General features: G+C 66.3%; 10 protein-coding genes. 8 read left to right on the top strand and 2 right to left on the bottom strand.

From position 1 onward, the window contains the following. The first annotated feature begins 107 nt into the window (after positions 1-107). The 8 genes from OG978_RS17135 to OG978_RS17100 all read left to right on the top strand — a co-directional run bounded on the left by OG978_RS17135 (position 108) and on the right by OG978_RS17100 (position 13,623). Complete coding sequence (locus OG978_RS17135; RefSeq protein ID WP_326766068.1) at positions 108-2,495, top strand: IPT/TIG domain-containing protein; 2,388 nt, start codon at positions 108-110, stop codon at positions 2,493-2,495. 84 nt (positions 2,496-2,579) lie between these two features. Then, positions 2,580-4,385 carry a DUF6531 domain-containing protein gene (locus OG978_RS17130; protein ID WP_326766067.1) on the top strand — a complete coding sequence of 602 codons (1,806 nt, stop codon included), beginning with the start codon at positions 2,580-2,582 and terminating at the stop codon, positions 4,383-4,385. Next, the gene (locus OG978_RS17125) at positions 4,288-6,954 is read left to right on the top strand and encodes a polymorphic toxin-type HINT domain-containing protein (protein ID WP_326766066.1); all 2,667 of its coding nucleotides are present in this window, start codon (positions 4,288-4,290) and stop codon (positions 6,952-6,954) included. The genes OG978_RS17130 and OG978_RS17125 overlap by 98 nt, the downstream gene beginning before the upstream one ends. Beyond that, positions 6,926-7,906, top strand: a complete 981-nt coding sequence (locus OG978_RS17120; protein WP_326766065.1) for a DUF3710 domain-containing protein — start codon at positions 6,926-6,928, stop codon at positions 7,904-7,906. Before OG978_RS17125 ends, OG978_RS17120 begins: the two co-directional genes overlap by 29 nt. Before the next feature lie 113 nt (positions 7,907-8,019). After that, positions 8,020-9,120, top strand: coding sequence for a Dyp-type peroxidase (locus OG978_RS17115; RefSeq protein ID WP_326766064.1), 1,101 nt, complete (start codon positions 8,020-8,022; stop codon positions 9,118-9,120). Positions 9,121-10,221: 1,101 nt separating this feature from the next. Beyond that, positions 10,222-10,674 (top strand): hypothetical protein, encoded by a 453-nt coding sequence (locus tag OG978_RS17110; protein ID WP_326766063.1) that lies wholly within the window; start codon positions 10,222-10,224, stop codon positions 10,672-10,674. Between the two features lie 7 nt (positions 10,675-10,681). Beyond that, positions 10,682-12,853, top strand: coding sequence for a hypothetical protein (locus OG978_RS17105; protein ID WP_326766062.1), 2,172 nt, complete (start codon positions 10,682-10,684; stop codon positions 12,851-12,853). Beyond that, on the top strand, positions 12,850-13,623 hold the full coding sequence (locus tag OG978_RS17100; RefSeq protein WP_326766061.1) for a hypothetical protein: 774 nt from the start codon (positions 12,850-12,852) through the stop codon (positions 13,621-13,623). The genes OG978_RS17105 and OG978_RS17100 overlap by 4 nt, the downstream gene beginning before the upstream one ends. Before the next feature lie 245 nt (positions 13,624-13,868). Here the strand turns inward: OG978_RS17100 and OG978_RS17095 are convergent, their stop codons facing one another. Both OG978_RS17095 and OG978_RS17090 read right to left on the bottom strand, forming a co-directional pair. Continuing rightward, positions 13,869-14,318 carry a hypothetical protein gene (locus tag OG978_RS17095; RefSeq protein ID WP_326766060.1) on the bottom strand — a complete coding sequence of 150 codons (450 nt, stop codon included), beginning with the start codon at positions 14,316-14,318 and terminating at the stop codon, positions 13,869-13,871. Between the two features lie 307 nt (positions 14,319-14,625). Then, positions 14,626-15,318, bottom strand: coding sequence for a TetR/AcrR family transcriptional regulator (locus tag OG978_RS17090; protein WP_326766059.1), 693 nt, complete (start codon positions 15,316-15,318; stop codon positions 14,626-14,628). Positions 15,319-15,436: the final 118 nt, after the last annotated feature.

The following is a 15,436-nucleotide window of genomic DNA, read 5'->3' as shown; positions in this document are numbered from 1 at the left end:
TCGGTCTGCTGCCTGCTGAGGCGGTTTCATCCACGCCCCCGCCGGTAGTGTCCACGCAGGCTCCGAGCGGCATCCCCGATGATTCGAGGACGGTCAGCAGTTCGTCGGTGCCGACTGAGCCCGCGGCCGCCGAGCCGACCACGAACAACGCGGTGTACGCCTACGATGCGGCATCCCGCCTCGTCGGTGTCACGGACCCGGACGGCGAGACCGCCCGCTACCGCTACGACGCGGCGGGCAACCGCCTCGGCGTGGACCGTTTCGCGTCGAGTGACCTGTCGGTTCTCTCCCTGGTTCCTGTTCGTGCCGCGTCGGGCGAGAGCATCACCCTTTCCGGCACGGGGTTCTCGACAACGGCGGCCTCCAACACGGTCTCGTTCGGAACGAAGACCGCTGTGGTCACGTCGGCGTCGGCCACCCGGCTGGTGGTGACCGTTCCCGAAGGCGCGGCCAAGGGGCCGGTCTCGGTAGCAGTCGGCAGTGGCAGCGCAACGTCGACGGAGACCTTCACCCCGGCGCAAGGCAAGCCCGTCGTCACCTCGTATGCGCCGACCTCCGGGCCGCCGGGGACAGAAGTGGTGCTCTCCGGGTCCGATTTCGCGTCCGCAGCGACGGACAACGTCGTTCGCTTCAACGGCGGCAGGATCGCAGAGGTCGTCGAACGCACTGACACGGCTCTGACGGTGAAGGTCCCCGCAGGCGCCAAGGCGGGGCGGATCACGGTCGAGACCCCTGACGGTCAGGAGATGGCTCCCGACTACTTCGATGTTCCCCTGGAGGGAAACGAGTTCGAGACAACTGTCGGTACGTCGCCGACCGATAAGAATCCGCCCTCGGTCTCGATCTCGGCCTCAGACAAGAGAGCCCGAGTGCTGATCGATGCCGACGCAGGCGACTTCCTGAGCTTCCACCTCTCCGGCTCGACGTTCAAGGGCGACCTGCGGTTGCGGATGGTCTCTCCCCAGGATGTCGAGCTCGATGACGTCCGGGTGAGTCCCGGCAAACTCTTCGACTGGGATCTCACCGACCTGCCGGTCTCCGGAACGTATTCCCTGGTCATCGAGCCGGCCGGCTCAAGCACGGGGCCGGGGACCATCACGGTCACCGCGTCTCTGCCCCTGGAGGCCGACCGGCTCTCGCCGACCGACGCGACGCCTGCCGAGGTCAGCCTCAACAGGCCGGGGCAGCTGGCGCGAGCCGCCTTCGAGGCCCAGAAAGGCGACGACCTCTCGATCGGTGCGCTCGACAGCGCCTTCACCGGCGCGGCCATTGTCACGGTGCAGGCGCCTTCCGGTGAGACTGTCGGCTTGGGAGGGGCCCGCGTCACCTCCGGAGCTTCCGCGACGGTCGAGTTGGGGAACCTGCCGGAGACGGGAACCTACGTCGTCACCGTCAACCCCGACCCGGGAGTCACAGGAACACTGGGACTTCTGCTGTCGGCAGACATCAAGGTCTCCCTTTCACCGGACGCGGCATCCGTACCGGTGGTGGTGGCGCGACGTGGGCAACGGGTGCAAGCGGAGTTCACCGCACCGCCCGGCAGAATCGTGGGACTCGGCGTCACCGACGTGACCATCCCGATGAGTTCGTCCCTCCAGGCACGGGACGCCGACGGAAATCTCGTCGGAGGGTACGGAACCGTCACCGCGAACAGCGGCGGCAGTCTGCACTTGAACGGCCTGATTGCTGGAGACGACTACGTAGTGGTGCTCCAGCCGCAGTCGGCCTCCGCCGGGTCGATGAAGTTCTGGCTCTCGACTCCGGTGACAGCCGCGCCCCTCACCACCAGCAGCCCCAGCACACAAACGGAACTGACACGGCCGGGTCAGCAGCTCATCGTTCCCGTCCTCGCCGCGGACGACAGCGGGATCTCGGTCGTCCTGTCCGGACCGAACGCGATGCAGGGCGGCAGCATCGCAAGAGTCACCCCCGACGGCCAGGTCGTGAACGGCGCCGGATACATCGGTGGAACATCGGGAGAGGCCGGAGTGGCTCTTCCCACGCCGCTGCCCGAGGGAACACATCTGCTTCTGGTCCAGCCCTTGCGTACGACCGCGGGCACTGTGACCGCATCGAGGGTGCCCGGGGTGAACGCCGGAACGCTGGCGCTGGGCGGTGCCAAGCAGACGGCGGTGATCTCCCAGCCGTACGTGCACGCCTACTTCACCTTCACGGTCGAGTCGGAGAACGGGGCCGAACCCGACCTCGAGATCGAGGCACCGTCACCGTTCGACTGGATGGCGACGCTGATTGGTTCGGCAGGGGAGAAACGAGGCTTCGCCTACCTGCCCAAATCGACCCTCTCTGCGTCCTTCGGTTCCCTCGCCCCGGGCACGTACACCTTGGTGGTCGCGCCGGTGGGCCCGGCGACCGGTCAGATCACTCTCGGCCTCAAGGACGGATCCGCCGCCGCGGCGAGCGGAGGTGGCGACACGAGCAAGGCAGCGGGGATCGTTCCCGAGGGGGCGGACGCCTGGCAGCCCGGCAAGCAGTAGAAAGCCGGCCGGAACTGGGTGACAGGCCGCGGTCACGGGCCGAAAGCTCCGAAGAAACTTCGATCTCCGCCCAGCACAACGGCGTTGACCGGACACATGCTCCTCGTGGTCGACGGTTCGACAGCCAACACAAAGAAGCGACAGTACGGGCGCTTCGACATACACATCAGTCCCAGGAATGGCCAGAGCGTCGACCTCGGGTTCCCGGTCTGGATGACGCCCCTCGACACCAAGAACACGGTGAGCTTCGCCGCCCCGGCGAAGTCCGACGTAGTGCTGAAGACCCCGAAGATCCCAGGACTCGAAGTCCGTATCCCCAAGGGGTCGGTGGTCCGGGACGAGAAGGGCAAGCCGGTCACGGAGCTGGGGATCACCGCCATACCCATCGACCGGCCGCCATTCCCACTGCCCGAGAACAGCGTCGTGCCCGTGTACTTCACCGTGCAGCCTGGCGGCACATACATCTTCCCCAAGGGCGCGCAGGTCATCTATCCGTACTACACGCGCGAAGCCCCCGGCACCCGCGTGGAGTTCATGGACTACGACCCGAAGAAGAAGGGCTGGTACGTCTACGGGCACGGGAAGGTGTCCGAGGACGGCCGCCAGGTTGTGCCCGATGCGAAGACACGAGTCTGGGCCTTTCACGGCGCGATGTTCAACATCCCCGACTGGCTGCCCTGGGACCTGTCGTGGGTGAAGGACGCTTTCGACTGGCTGTCCGGTGACCCTGTCGACCTGTCCACCGGAATGCTCACCGACTCGCGTACCGACCTGGCCGTGTCCGACTCCCGCGGCTCGGCGGAAATCACCCGGACCTACTGGCAGGGCGACACGCGATCCCGTGCCTTCGGTATCGGACGCGACCTCTCCTACAACGTCTTCCTGCACTCGAAGAAACAGTACGAACAGGTCGACCTGTACCTGCCCGGCGGCCAGTCCGTCCCCTTCGTACGCACCTCGGCCGGCACGGGCTACGCCGACGCGGTCTTCGAACCCTCCGGAACTCCGTCCGGATTCCACGGCTCGAAGATTGTGTGGGACGACGGGGCGTGGCACATGAAGTTCCGTGACGGCACCACCTGGATCTTCCCTCAGTACGCACCTCTGAAGGAGATCCGGGACCGGCACGGTAACGCTGTGCAGCTGACCCGAGCCGGCAACAAGGGCGAGATCACGCAGATCTCCACCCCCGGTGGCCGCTGGATCTCCCTCGCCTACGACACCGAGAAGCGCGTTTCATCAATCCGGGACAACGCGGGCCGCACGACCGAGTACACCTACGACACCACCGGGCGCCTGGCCACCGTCAAGGACCCGGCCAACAGGATCAGCCGCTACACATACGACGGCACGTCCAACCGCATCAAGACAGCAGTGGATGCCCGCGGCATCACCTACATGTCCAATGTCTATGAGGGCGGGCGGGTCCGTGAGCAGACGCTCACCGAAGGTGCCAAGTACACGTTCGAGTACACGCTGACCGGTGCGGGCAAGGTGACCTCCACAACGGTCACGCAGCCCGGCGGATCCCTGAGGCGGGTCGAATTCGACGCCGACGGCTTCGGAGTCAAGGACACCCAGGCCCTCGGCACCGCCCTGGCCCGCACCACTCAGTACCACCGGGGGCCTCACCACCGCGTGGACGCGGTCACCGACCCGTACGGCCGCCGCACCGAACTCACTTACGACGCCAACGGATACGTCACCCGCACCACCGAGCTCGCAGGCACGCCAGTCCGGCACTGCGGTCTACGACGGACCGTACGACCAGCCCACCGTCCTCACCGATCCGTTGAACAACACCACCACCCTCGGCTACGACGCCGTGGGGGACCTGGGCAAGATAACCGACCCCGAGAAAAGGGAAACCACTCTCACCTACACCCCTGACGGGCAGCTGAAGACGGTGACCGACGCCTCCAACGCGGTGACCGAATACAGCTACCTGAACGGTGAGATGGTGTCGGTCAAGGACGCGGAGGGCCGCACCAGTGGCCAGTTCCTCGACGCGGCAGGACGGCCGTCCGCCCTGACCGACGCGGCGGGATCCCTCACGACCCTCACGTACGACTCTCTCAACCAGACCCGCAAGATCACCGATCCGCTTGGCCAGACCACTGCCCTGGATTACGACGAGAACGGCAACCTGACCACTCTCACCGATGCCCGCCAGAACTCCACCGTCTGGGAGTACGACAATGCCGACCGGGCCAAGTCGGCGAAGGATCCGCTGGGAGCACAGGCGCTGTTCGCCTACGACGCCGCAGGCAACCTGGCGAGGGTGACCAGCCGCTCGGGCCAGGTCGCCACAGCCGAGTACGACCTGCTGGGACGGGCGAAGAACACCAAATACGGCGTGAACCTGGCCGGCACGGCCGAGTCCACCGTCACCTACGCCTACGACGCGGTCGACCTGCCGAAGACGATCACAGACACCCAAGCGGGTACACAGGCCTTCGAATACGACGCCTACGACCGGCCGAAGACGGTCACCGGACCCACCGGAACGGTCGCCTACGTCTACGACGCGGCGGATCGTCGCAAGGAGATGACCGCAGCCGGGAGAACCACTCTCTACGGCTACGACACCTCAAGCATCCTCAAATCCGTCACCTCCGGCGACCAAGCGGTCACCTTCGGCCTGGACGCGGTGGGCCGCGAAAAGACCGCCGCACTGCCGGGCGGAATCACCCGTACCACCACCCTGGACAAGACAGGCACCATCAAGAACATCAGCTACGCCAAGGGCGCAGCCGATATCGGTGACCTCTCCTACACAAGGGACCTACGCGGCCTCCAGACCGGCCTGTCCGGCACTCTCGCCTCGGTGGCGCTGCCGACGGCAGAGACAGGCGCGGTGTTCGGGAAGGACAACCGGCTCACCACCTTCAACGGCCGCTCTTTCACCTACGACGCGGACGGCCAGCTCAAGACCGACGGCATCCGTGACTACACCTGGAACGCACGCGGCCAGCTCTCCGGCCTGACCAAGGCCGGACAGAGCAGCAGCTTCGGATACGACGCCCTGGGCACCCGCAGCACCAGGACCGTCGGCGGGACGACGAACAAGTTCCTCACCGACGGCAGCAACCCGCTGGTCGAACTAAACGGCACGGGCGACACCACCGCGACCGTGACCACCTCCGGCCTGGACGAATTCCTCACCCGCACCGAGAACGGCGCCACCCAGATCTACCTGACCGACGCACTCGGCTCAGTGATCGGCCTCGCCAACAGCGACGGCACCATCGCCACCAGATACACCTACGACCCCAACGGCCAGGCCACCACCACCGGCACGGCCTCCTCCAACCCGTACACCTTCACCGGCCGCGAGAACGACGGCACCGGCCTGCTCTACTACCGCGACCGCTACTACGACCCCGAAACCGGCCGCTTCATCTCCCAGGACCCCATCGGCCATGCTGGCGGCGCCAACCTCTACCAGTACGCCCTGTCCTCACCCACCACCTACACCGACCCCACCGGCGACAACCCCATGATCGCCGCCTGCGCCGTCGGCGGCCTGGTGGACGGCGGCCTCGACTGGGCGTTCCAGCGGCTCTCCGGCCGGAAGGTCAACTGGGGCCAGGTCGGCAACGCAGCCCTGACCGGCTGCATGATGGGCATGGCCGGCGAAGCCCTGGGCGCCTTCATGGCTGCCAGGGGCGCCCTGCGCTACACCGGCTGCTTGCCACGCAACAGCTTCACCCCCGACACCCCGGTCGTCATGGCGGACGGCACCACCAAGCCGATCAAGGACATCGGGATCGGCGACAAGGTCCTCGCCACCGACCCGGAGACCGGCGAAACCGGACCCCGCACCGTCACCGCCCTCATCGAGGGCAGCGGACAGAAACAACTCGTCGACCTCACCATCGACACCGGCAACGCGCGCAACGCGAAGACCAGCAACATCACCGCCACCGAGGGCCACCCCTTCTGGGTCCCCGAACTCCACCAGTGGGTGGAGGCAGGAAGTCTCAAGGCCGGCCAATGGCTCCGGACAAGCTCCGGCACCTGGATCCAGATCACCGCCACCCAGCACCGGACCCAGTCAACGAAGGTCTACAACCTCACAGTTGATGATCTGCATACGTACTATGTTGCGGTCGGCAATGCTACGGCGCTTGTTCACAATAGCGGGGGAGGGCGCCCATGCGACCCATCTGCTTTGCCCGACTTCTTCGACCCAGGCAGCGGCGGCTATGTAAGGCCCCCCAGAAGCGGTGGTGCAGCGGCAGACGAGGCTGGAAAGACTCAGAGGGCCGCTGAAGAAGCGATAGAGCAGGCCGAAGAGCGCAGGAAGACCGTATCGTCAAGTCCTGGGACTGTTCAGAAAGTCGTGGATGGGCCTCAGACGCCCGGAGCCCACGGCCCGGCAGAGGCTCTGGTTGCCCTATCTATTGTGCTAGCGAGAGGAGTGCAGCGTGGCAAATCATGGTGGCGAAACCGCTGAGGCGCGTGCGGCTAAAATAATAAGAGAGATCATCGAAGGTGAAGTGATTAATTCGAGAATCCTGGCGGAATCGGAGGACGGTCGATGGGATCACCTGACCCCTAAAATGATCTTGGTCGCGGCGATTCAGATAGTTCTTCGAAATCGTTGGGATAATGGGCTGTCGACGGTTGGTCAGGCGGCGCCAAGGTTCGTCGAATCCGTCCCTGCGGGTGATGTTCTATCGATGACTGAAATGTTCCTCGGGGGCGTTTCTGGGCCCTCTGACGAGCGGCATTTCAGATACTTCACGTTTCCCAACGTGGTGAAATTCCTTTCCGCTCTTCTCGGCGAGGAATCTGTATCTCAAGAAAGTGCGGACGACCTACTTTCGGCGGCCGTCGAGGCGTGTCGAGAATCGTTGCAAGGCGATGTTATTAGGAGAGGCGCGGAATCTGGTCCATGGGATATAGAAGAGATTGATGTATCCGATCTCGATCTGATCGACATGGGCGGGATTCGGGTCCCCGTGTCGGCGGGCATGGCGGTTCGCCCCATTGAAGTCGATGGGGAAATTCTGGCCGTTACGCTGGTGCAAGGTGACACCGCCCTTCAACTCCAAGCGTTTCGCGCCAATTCAAGTGCTTCCTGGGACGCTGTTCGGGCGGACATGATTCTCGGTATACGGGCTCAGGGGGGCGAGGTAAAAGAGTGGACGGATAGAGCGGGTGTTGAAATTAGAGCTTCCGTCCCTAGGGTGACAGAGTCCGGCCAGTCGGTGACCAGGGATATCAGGGTTCTCGGAAGCGACGGCCCCGGCTGGATGCTGAGGGCTATTGTGAGCGGCGATGGGGCCGTTTCGGGGAGTGGAAATGTTTGGGCCTATGAAACATTTTTGGCAACCGTGGTCGTCAGTGGTTACGCTTCGTCCAGGATGGGCAATGTAATTAGATTGTGCTCGCCTGTTGGGTGACGCGAGGATTCAATCATGGGAATAATTCATGGAATCCGTAGGGTGTGCAATTTCTCGTTTTGTTTTTTGTGTGGTGATTTAGAGGAGGCTCCGGAGTGGGGCGGGGCGGGAGTATGAGCGTGAAAAGCAGAAGAGGTGTGTTGCTGGGGGCGGCAGCGGTGGCTGTCGGCGGGGCCGGTATGGTCGCGGCGAATGCCTCGGTCCTTCAGGCGCCGTTCAGTAGCTCCACCGGCCCCGCGCGGTCGTTGGCTTGTCTGCGAGGGGTATTGCCGGCTGGCCGCTCGCGCGTGATGGCTCTTGATCTGGCCGGCGGAACGTCCGGACGGAAGGCCGCGGAGTGGAAGGGCGGCCTGGCCCAGTTGCGGCAGTCAGTCGCGGAGATTGACCGAGACGGTGTCGATGCCTGGCTTGCTTTGGGGAGCAGGGTGTTCGCCGGAGGGGGGCGGGGGCCTCGTCTGCTGAAGGAGATGCCGTCCTTCGCCGGGGATCTGCTCGACCCCGCCCAGTCGCACGGGGACGTGCTCGTGCAGGTGGCCGGTGACGAGGAGAAGGCGGTACGGGAGGCTGCCGAGCAGGTGGTGGGGCGGGCCACCGGGTGGCGTGTGCGGTGGCAGGTCGACGGGTTCCGGGCCGGGAACCGGGTCGAGGGCGGTAAGGGGCTCGCCCGTAATCCGTTCCACTTCACCGAGGGATTCGGGAACCCGGGAACCGATCGGGAGACGGCCGATCGGGCCGTCGTGCGCAGCGGGCAGGGCGAGCCCGACTGGGCCGTGGGCGGCAGCTACCAAGTCGTGCGGATCGTCCGGCTCGCGACCGATTTGTGGGACAAGGACTCCGTCCGCGAACAGGAGCGCATCATCGGGCGCCGCCGCGACGGCCGCTGGCTCGACGGAGCCCCGGCCGACGAGCGGCCCGGCTTCGCGGCGGACCCCGACGGCAGGGCCACCCCCGTGGATTCACACGTCCGGCTCGCCGCCCCGGACCGGCGCAACCCACCACCTCTGGTGCGCCGCAGCTACAGCTACGACCGCGGCGACGGCGACCGGGGCCTCATCTTCTCCTGCTTCCAGCGGGACCTTGCCGAGGGGTTCGAGGCCGTCCAAAAGCGCCTGGAAGGCGAGGCCATGGCCAAGTACCTCCTCACCACCGGCGGCGGGTACTTCTTCGTCCCGCCACCCGGGGATGCCTGGACAGACGCACTTTTCCGAGATTGACGCCCTTGCCGGTGGGAGGTGTTGATCGAGGAATGCACAGCCAGGCACACTCCAGGGGCTTCTGACCAACCACATCTGCGTCCTTCTTTCACAGCCTCCGCAGGGCTTCGGCAACAGCACCTTCTCGGCCAATGCGGATGGAGAACCGGGTACGGCACAGGCTTTCTAAACGGTGACTTGCGGGCCTTGATCCGGATGATGGACGCGGGGTTATGCAGCTCGAAGAAGCGTAGTTGGGGGTTCGAAGAAGGTGTTCTCGTTGGCGACCGGGGAGCATTGTCCGAGGCGGCAGTGCCGGCATCGGGTGTTGTAGCGGCTGGCCCAGCAGAACGCCGCGAGCCGGTCGTGACGAGCGGTGGCCACGCCTTTGCGCCCTTGAGTAGCCTCTGGCAGGGAGCTTCGCCCCCTTCGGTGAACTGGGGTGTCTCTCCCGCGCAGCTCCATCTTCAACGGCCGCGCCTTTAACTTCGCCGAGAGGGACTTCAGCGCCTCTGAGCTGCAAAGATAAGCGCTGCGTTCCGCAGGAATTGGGAAAGTATTTTCGGTGGCTTCAACCACAAGGCTATGACCTGCAGTGATGGGGTTTTCGTCAAGCCCCACGGAGGCTGGATCGGGAAGCCACCGCCGAGCAGGTCGCCAGACTCCGCGTTCGCTTTTCCCCGGCCGAGGGCTTCGAAGCCACCCTCCGCGTACGCCTGGGGCAGGCAATGCCGCCGTCGGGCGCGTAGGCGGGCCGCGAGTGCCTCACTGCCTGCGGGCAGGCAGCTCGGGAGCCTTTCCGTGGGGCCGTTGCCGCGCTGCCGCAGAGCCCGGATTCGGCCATCTTGCCGGGTGTCGCCTGCTGCCCGGACTCCAAACTCTGCGTACCGGAATGACTTGATTCACATCGAACTGTTGACCGTGAGCGCACTACGCCGCCGGGATGGGTGATCCGGTTCAACATGGAATGACTTGTTCCGGGCGGTACATGTGGCTTGTGGCCTGTGTGACCGGCCATACCTGTTTCCGTCACGTCTCCGCGACTCGCTGCTCTGTGTCCCCGAATGATCGCAGACTGTTGTCCGGCCGTGGATCGACGACGTACACGAACGAGGGGGAGCGGTGGCTGCAGAACTGGATGCGATGGCAGTGGCTGTGCCGGTGGCGAGTGCTTTGGTGGCGGAGATGGCGAAGGGTGGCTGGGCATCGTTGCGTGGAGCCCTGGGGCGCTTCCTGAGGCGAGACGGGGAGCCCACCGTGGAGCGGCAGTTGGAGCTGCTCGATTCGGCGGAGCAGACCCTCGCCGAGGCGGCGGAGGCAGACCGTGACGGAGTGCGTCGCAGGCTGGAGCAGCGGCTCGTCCTGCAGCTCGCTGCCTACGTGGACCGCTACCCGGACATGAGTGACGAACTGGCGGCGCTCCTGCCCGCCCCGCAGGACCTGCCCTCGGCGGACGCTCCTGTACTGAACGCTCAGAACAACAGCAACAGTCAGATCCTGCAGGCGTCCGGCAATCTGGACGCTGGCAGCGGAGGCATCAACTACGGGGTCCCGCCGCGTAATCCGAGGGCTTGAGCGGGTCGTGACCTCATTCACCGCTCAGCCCGACAACCGTGCACCCGGCGGCAACGGAATCCACGCCGCCAACAACACCTACTCGACTCTGCTGCAGGCGGGGCGGGACATCAACCTGCACCAGCAGGAGCCTCTGCCCACCGAGCCTGTGTCCTCACTGGAAAACGAAGCCGTCCGCCGTGCCTGGGTCGCCGAGGACGAGGATGGCAAGGAGATCACGACCGCTCCCGGGGTGCTGGCGATGCTCGGCCGGGACGAGCGGGTGGTCGTGATCGCCGGCCCACCCGGGACCGGTAAATCCGCAGCGGGACTGCGAGCTCTGTCCGACCTGCGGCCCGCACTGCCCGGAGTCGGCGGGTCCAGGCTGCGGCTGCGCCTCGAGCGCGTGCTGCCGGACTGGGATTCGGTCGAGAAGGACAAGTTCCTGCTCCCTGCGGAGCACGGGCGGGGCTACCTGCTCGACGTCTCGGGCGAGAGCGCGAGCTGGGAGAAGCCGGACGTCACGGCCAGGAAGTTCCTCGGACACGCTGACACCCTGCGCAAGAAGGGCTCCTACCTCGTCGTGATCGCGGGCGAGCACGGCTGGCCCGAGACCGACCCGGTCCTGGGTCACAACGTCGTCCGGGTCGTCAGTGCGCCCCCAGGAGACCAGATCACGCGCCGCCACATCGAGCGGCTCTATCCGCAGGTCGCACGCCGCGGCTGGCTGCAGGAAACCGTCCGGGAAGCCGACGGGCGGAGCGAAGGTGAAGGCAGCGACGGACAGGACCACCGAGCACCCCTCGCCGACCTCCTGCGCGCCGATATGCAGCCGGGCGACGCCGCAGCGCTCGCCCTCGAACTCAGCCGAATCAGCGACGCGGGCGGCACCCTCAAGGACGCCCGCGACCTCGTACTGCGCTGGCGCGAACGGGTCAGTACCGTCTTCCGTGAAACACAGGACAGCGCGGACGACAGAGCACTGCTGCTGGCCGCCGTGATGCTGGAAGGGCTCACTCCCGCCGAGGTCCTGGATGGGGCACGCCTGCTGCTCAAAGACCAGAAGACGCGAGGCATCCGGGACATTCTCACCGGCCGTGACCTCGTCACACGCCTGGAAGTAGTCCAGGCGAAGAGCGACGGCCAACGAGTCACCTTCAGCCACTTGCCCGGATACCCCGCTGCAGTACTGCGGCATTTCTGGCGCCAGCTCAGTGATGTCCAGCCCAACCTGATCAAGTGGGTGAAGCAGCTCACCGGACCCAAGGGTCTGGGCGCCGCACGGATCCGGGAGATCGCGGACCTGCTCGCCCAACTCGCAGTGGACGAAGGCGACCTGCGCCCGCTGGACGTCGCCCAGACATGGGCCGCCGCCGGTGACGCCGGGCAGGACGGCGCGTCACGTCTGCTCGCACGCGTCGCCAGGGACCCCGCACTGGGCCAGGAAGCCCGTACGAAACTGCGGGCCTGGGCCGGCCAGGAGTCCCGAGCCAACGCTGCCGTGGCCGCAGTGGTGTGCCAAGGGCCCTTCTCGCAGGAATACCCGCGCCAGGCGCTCACCTGCCTGCGCTGGGTACTCGGCCGGCCCGAACGCGACAGCGCCGTGTCCGTGGCCGAAGGGGCCCTGCGCGCCATGGGCTCGGACGTCCGGCTGCTGCCGCGCGTATGGGCCACGGTCAACAGATGGCTCACTGAATGCAAGGAACCGGACGACCGGAACCATCTCGCCGCACGTCGCGCCGTCCTGGCCCTGCTCCATCCTGATGCCGCCCACCCTGCCGCGACCCTGCTGCTGGCCAATGCCCTGGAGCACGCGGACACAGTGGATGAACTGGTGCAGGGCTGGTCCGCCGCCCTGTCCGTGCCAGCCCTGGAAGCACGGTGCGAGGAGGTGCTCACGGCGTGGGCCAAGGCCGTGGCCGACGGCGCGCTCGACGCTGACGCAGTGGTCGAGGTACTCAACCACGTCATCCGCGAACACTGGATGACCGGCCCGCTGTCCACCTTCATTGCCGGACGCGCCGGGACGGAATACACCGCGCAGTCGGTCGTCGACCTGCGCGGGCGCCTCATCCTGCGCTGGAACGTTCCCCGGCACGCACACCCGAAGCCGCGCGGCAACCAGCCCCTTCAGCCGCGCCCCGCAACGCCCCTCGAAGGTGATCCCGTGCCTCACACCGAGGCAGGGGGCGAGGTATGAGTCGCACCTCCAAACGGGCCCGCCGCAAGCAACTCCGCAGGAAGATCGGCGCTTTCTCCGCGGTGCTGCGCAGCAGCCGACCTGGCATTCATTACACAGCCACCATCTACGCCACCCTGACCCCGGAACACTCAGGTCCCTACGACCCGGACGAGATTGCCAACCGCGTCCGCACCGCCCTGCGTACCACGGCGGCGGCTGCGGTACGCGACCAGGACCCGATCGACCTCCCCGCCGCGCAGGACGCTTGCGCAGAGCAGTTACGTAAACCTCAGGACCTCGATCTCCCGGATCGCGCCACTCGGGTCACCGCTTCCGTCCGCCTCGAACTCGCGGACAAGGACCGTGCCGCAGTGGAGGAACTGCTCACCGCCATACGCGCCCAGGCGACCGCGGACACCCTCACCAGCCAGCGCACAGAGGCCCTCGCCAAGGAACTCGCCCACCCGGCAGCCCTCCTGGCCAGGTGGCTGCAACAACCCGATGCACACGTCACCCAGCCGCCTGACGAAGCAGAGCTGGAAGCGCTCGCGCGACGGCTGCGCGGCTACCCGAAGGGCCGCGACGAACCCGTGGAACTGCAACTCCTCGACATTCTCCGGGACTTCCTCGCCGAGTTCCCCAAGGAGGAACAGAAGCGACTACTGATGATGCTCCTTGCCGACGGCATGCGCGCCGCCCGGAAGCCCGGCCATGCCGACCAGGTCGAAGCCCTGACGAAAACGGATCCCGCGACCGGCGAGGCCACCGCCGCGGAGGAGGCGCCGTGAGCGCCGCGCACACGACGCTGTGGCGTCTCCTGCTCTCACCGCGCACCAGCGTGCGTGCACTACGCCTGATGCGCCGGGCCCGTACACGCGCTTCACCACCGCGACGACTTTCCTTCGACGCCGCTTGGCGGCAGTCGCGGGTGCAACGCCACCCAGGCGACTCCCACTACCTCTTGCACGGCCACAGCGACCGAACTTGAGCCGGCCGGTCGTCCCGGCTCAGAAGACGAACACCTCTGTTCGGCTCAGTCCAGAGTGATTGGTCCGTCCGGCAGCCAGCCGTCGAGATACCCGTCGGCGAGAACGTTTACGGTCTCGATGTCCGGGCGCCCCAGCCAGAGTCCCAGTACGGCGCGAGGCGCCCACAGGGCGCGCCCTCCCGGGCCCTCGTCGGCCGGTTCCGCATCGACCCGGACGATGTAGAACCGCGTCTCCGCTCGCGGCGCGAGACCTTCGGGTGCCGGGGCCCAGCGGCGACCGGTGACGGTGCCGAGCCGGATCGGGTATGAGGCCAGCAGATCTTGGCAGAGGAGGGCGACAGCGTTCCCGTAAGTCTCATCGAGTCGGGTACAGCGCTGGGGCAGTACCCAGGTCCGGTGTCCGGCCCGGCGAGGGAGCAGGGCGATTCGATGGGCGGAGTCGATCGCGACGAGTTTAGCGATGCGTCTGAAGCGTGGGGAGGGGAGGCGGTGCATGGTGCAAGTCTCGCCAGTGGCTAATCAAACAGCCACGCCAGTGAGGCGGAAGGGTGATGTGATTGTCGTGAGCATGAAGAGATGGGAAGGGGGCTGCCGCGTCGCGGGAAGGGGGCTTCGAGGGTGCCGCATCGTTGCAGGTCAGACGCACTCGTGAACACCCCACCGCACACATGAGATCCCGTCCGATCGAAAGATCGGGCGGGATCTTTGTGTTTCCGGAGGTCGTTTTCGAGAAGGTCGTGCGGCGACACCAGGGCGGGGCCTGCATGGAACGGCCCCGTCCTGCCACGGTCCCGCTATCCGGTCACGTCCTTCCGTAGGCCCGGATGAACATACCGATGCCGCGTTCGACGATCGCGTCGATCGCGGCATCGTCCAGCTCCACCTGGCCCAGCATCGAGGCCAGTTGGGCCTCACCGATCAACAGGGCGCGCAGCTGCCGGGCCGCCACGTCGGCATCGTCCACCGACAGGTGCCCGCCCTGGTGAAGGACCGTGAGCCGGGCGGCGACATCCCGGATGCTCGCCTCCTGGTCGATGCCGCGCAGGGCTGTGTGCAGCGACTCCTCGAGCGGTGCGTCGGCCAGCACTCGCCAGCGCAGGGCGGCCGTCTCGTCACAGAGCATCAGGCGCACCCAGCGACGCCCGAAGTCGACGAACTGCGCCCGGAGGTCCGTGCCTCCGTGTGCCGCGATGGTCTCCTCCAACACGGTCTGGAACTGCGCGGCCAGGGGATCCATGGCGAGCTCCACGACGCAGCCGATCAGGGCGTCCCGGTCGCCGAAGTGGTTGTAGAGCGTCTGCTTCGCCACGTTCGCCTCGGCCGCGATCGTGTCGACGCTGCCCCGGGCGAACCCGTCGCGCAGGAAGACGCGGGCAGCCGCTTCCAGGATCTGCGCCCTACGGTCCCTGCCGCCGTGCTGTCTGCGCCGACGCGGGCCCTGTGCCTCCGTCGGGACCGGTGCCTCCGTCTGCTTGCTGCCTGCCACTGACTGCATCCCCTCCATCTGTCACTTGACTTCTGGACGACCCAGTCTAACATTCAAAACTAGACGGACCCGTCTAAGTTTTGTGGCTGGGTGCGCTCTGACTCCGCCTCCGTACGGAAGGAAAGCC

The organism is Streptomyces sp. NBC_01591 (genome assembly GCF_035918155.1).
Taxonomy (GTDB): Bacteria; Actinomycetota; Actinomycetes; order Streptomycetales; family Streptomycetaceae; genus Streptomyces.
Note: the sequence above shows the minus strand (reverse complement) of the source record. Positions and strands in the feature narration are given on the sequence as shown.